Here is a 2934-nt window from a genome sequence, read left to right on the forward strand (position 1 = left end):
GCCGCGCCGTAGGCATGCTCCAGGGCGGACCAGTCGATCGCGTCCAGTCCGGACAGCGGGGTGTTCGTATCGGTTGTCACACCCTGCAATCTGCCATGGGGCTCGGACACTGCCCGGCGGCGAGGCCCTCACGGGCCTCCCGGGAGAGGAGCACACCCTGAACAAACGGAGTTTCGGCATGGATGAGAACAGCTGGTTCGAGGTCGAGGACCCGGCGGAGTACGGCGAGGAGCCCTGGGACTTCGACGAGGAGGAACTCGCCTTCCTCGCGGCCCTGCGGGCCCGGACCGCCCACTGGCGCGCGCCCTGGGCGTCCAGCCATGGGGGACGGTCCGAGGACGGGACGTCCCTCCTCGTCCATGTCTCTCTTCTCGACGAGGACCACGGACTGATTCTCGGCCAGTGGGCGGCGCACTTCTCCGGCGGCGAGGTGCGGGCGGGGAAGGTCCGCGACCAGCTCTTCCATCTCCACGAGTCGCCCGGCCACGGCTTCTTCCAAGCCTCGGGCAGCAGCGAGGAGCTTGCCGAGCGGTGCGCCGACTGGTTCGAACGCCTTCTGAGCCGCCCGGTCGTTCGCGACGTATGGTCCGGCGACGGCGGACCGTGCGCGGTGCGCTGGGAGTTCGCCGACACGGGCGAGGTGCTCGGCGTGCGCGGTCGCGTCCCGGCCGACGGCTCGCCTCCGGCCCGCCGCCTCGCGATCCGTTCCTGACCGCCACGTCGGCCGGGACGCCGCCCGGCAGTCCGAGGACCGGCACGACCGGGCCGTGCACCGCACCCTTCGTCACCGCGCACCGGTGTGCAGGAGGCCGACGCTCCTCGTCCGGAGTGGGGGTACCCGACACGCAGCACGTCGCGATCGATCCGGAGGGCCGGCACACCAGGGACCACTTCATCGAGAACCGGGGAGGGGTCGTGGCCCACCAGCGCCTCCGGTGCCGGCTCTTCAGCCGGGAAACGGCCGAGCGGCTCCTGGAGCGGTGCGGATTCCGCTTCCGGGCAGGCGACGGCGTGCCGGTGCAGCACGTCCGGCAGTGGGCACGCGCTCTCCCGCCCTGCCCCCACCGTCCTCGCCTGCGAATTTGCCGGAACGGCAACGCCGATCGCGCCGGGCGGGTGCCGCGCCCCATGATCGACGGGCAGCCGCGTCCACCCGCCAACCGAGGAGCAGCCCATGCAGCCGACCGCCGAACTCCGCCACCGCACGGTCCGGGCCCCGGCAGGGCGCCTGCACCTGGTCGAGCAGGGCACCGGCCCGCTGGTCCTGCTCGTGCACGGCTTCCCCGAGTCCTGGTACTCCTGGCGCCGCCAGCTCCCGGCCCTCGCCGCGGCCGGGTACCGGGCGGTGGCGATCGACGTACGCGGCTACGGCCGCTCCTCCAGGCCCGCCGCGCCCGACGCGTACCGGATGCTCGACCTGGTGGACGACAACGTCGCCGTCGTGCGCGCCCTGGGCGAGGAGACCGCGGTGGTCGTCGGCCACGACTGGGGCTCCACCATCGCCGCCTCCTCCGCCCTGCTCCGCCCCGAGGTCTTCCGCGCGGTCGGCCTGCTGAGCGTCCCGTACGCGCCGCCCGGCGGCCCCCGCCCCACCGACGTCTTCCACCGGATCGGCGGACCCGAGCAGGAGTTCTACGTCTCCTACTTCCAGGAGGCGGGCCGTGCCGAATCGGAGATCGAGCCCGATGTGCGGGGCTGGCTCGCCGGCTTCTACGCGGCCCTGTCCGCCGACACCATGCCCGCCCGGGACGAGCCGGACCCCCACTTCGTCGCCCGCGGCGGCCGGCTGCGCGACCGGTTCCCCACCGGCGCCCTTCCCGCCTGGCTGAGCGAGGCCGACCTCGACGTCTACGCCGGGGAGTTCGAGCGCACCGGCATGACCGGCGCGCTCAACCGCTACCGTGCCATGGACCGCGACTGGGAAGACCTCGGGGCGGAGCAGGGCGGAGGAGGCGGCGATGGTGGAGCCCCAGTCGTGGCCGACGACCACCGCGGTCTCCTCGCCCAGGGCGCGCACGACGGCGACGTTGTCGTCCACCAGGTCGAGCATCCGGTACGCACCACGACGATGACGGCCAGCACGATCAGCGCGTCCGTCACCCCGTTCGACACCAGCGCGATCAGCACGGCGACGAATCCGGCGAACAGGGCGCCGATGATGGGCACGAAGGCGCAGAGGAAGGTGAGTACGGCCAGCGGGAACACCAGCGGGACGTCCAGGACCCAGAGCCCGATGCCGATGAGGACGGCGTCCAGCAGACCGACCGCCGCCTGCGAGCGGACGAAGGCGCCCAGGGTGTCCCAGCCGCGTTCCGCCACGGTGGGTGGGCACGTCGACCGCCGGCCGGGGAGTGTCCCGGGGTGCCTCAGGAGGCGAGTGCGGCGCGGGCCGGTTCCGGGTCGGTCTCGGGGTCGGCGTCCGGACCGCCTTCCGGATCCGCCGGCGGTTCGGAGAGCTGCTCGCGCACGTAGTTCCACACCACCGCGATCAGCGCGGCGGCCGGTACGGCGAGCAGGCTGCCGACGATGCCGGCCAGGCTGCCGCCCAGGGTCACGGCCAGCAGGACCACGGCCGCGTGGAGCCCGAGTCCGCGGCTCTGGATCATGGGCTGGAAGACATTGCCCTCCAGCTGCTGCACCACGACGATGACGGCCAGCACGATCAGCGCGTCCGTCACCCCGTTCGACACCAGCGCGATCAGCACGGCGACGAATCCGGCGAACAGGGCGCCGATGATGGGCACGAAGGCGCAGAGGAAGGTGAGTACGGCCAGCGGGAACACCAGCGGGACGTCCAGGACCCAGAGCCCGATGCCGATGAGGACGGCGTCCAGCAGACCGACCGCCGCCTGCGAGCGGACGAAGGCGCCCAGGGTGTCCCAGCCGCGTTCCGCCACGGTGGGCACGTCGACCGCGAGACGGCCGGGGAGGGAG

General features: G+C 73.0%; 2 protein-coding genes and 3 pseudogenes. 2 read left to right on the forward strand and 3 right to left on the reverse strand.

Features of this window, described 5'->3' with window-relative positions; genetic code table 11:
- Positions 1–178 precede the first annotated feature (178 nt).
- Positions 179–712, forward strand: a complete 534-nt coding sequence (locus tag EAO77_RS28915; protein WP_147991289.1) for a hypothetical protein — start codon at positions 179–181, stop codon at positions 710–712.
- 462 nt (positions 713–1174) lie between these two features.
- Positions 1175–1945, forward strand: a pseudogene (locus EAO77_RS28920) (alpha/beta fold hydrolase); the annotation flags it as partial.
- Between the two features lie 42 nt (positions 1946–1987).
- Here EAO77_RS28920 and EAO77_RS41490 read toward each other — a convergent pair.
- From EAO77_RS41490 to EAO77_RS28930, 3 genes and pseudogenes are all read right to left on the reverse strand, one after another.
- Positions 1988–2050, reverse strand: a pseudogene (locus EAO77_RS41490) (hypothetical protein); the annotation flags it as partial.
- A gap of 65 nt (positions 2051–2115) precedes the next feature.
- Positions 2116–2478: pseudogene (locus tag EAO77_RS28925) on the reverse strand (AI-2E family transporter); the annotation flags it as partial.
- A partial coding sequence (locus tag EAO77_RS28930) for an AI-2E family transporter (protein WP_147991290.1) occupies positions 2367–2934 on the reverse strand: 568 nt, incomplete at its 5' end. The pseudogene EAO77_RS28925 and the gene EAO77_RS28930, both read right to left, overlap by 112 nt.

It is taken from the genome of Streptomyces sp. T39, from assembly GCF_008042045.1.
GTDB lineage: Bacteria > Actinomycetota > Actinomycetes > Streptomycetales > Streptomycetaceae > Streptomyces.

What these genes read in the sequence shown, in the direction of transcription:
- EAO77_RS28915 (WP_147991289.1), top strand. Translation starts at nt 179, where the DNA reads ATGGATGAGAACAGCTGGTTCGAGGTCGAGGACCCGGCGGAGTACGGC.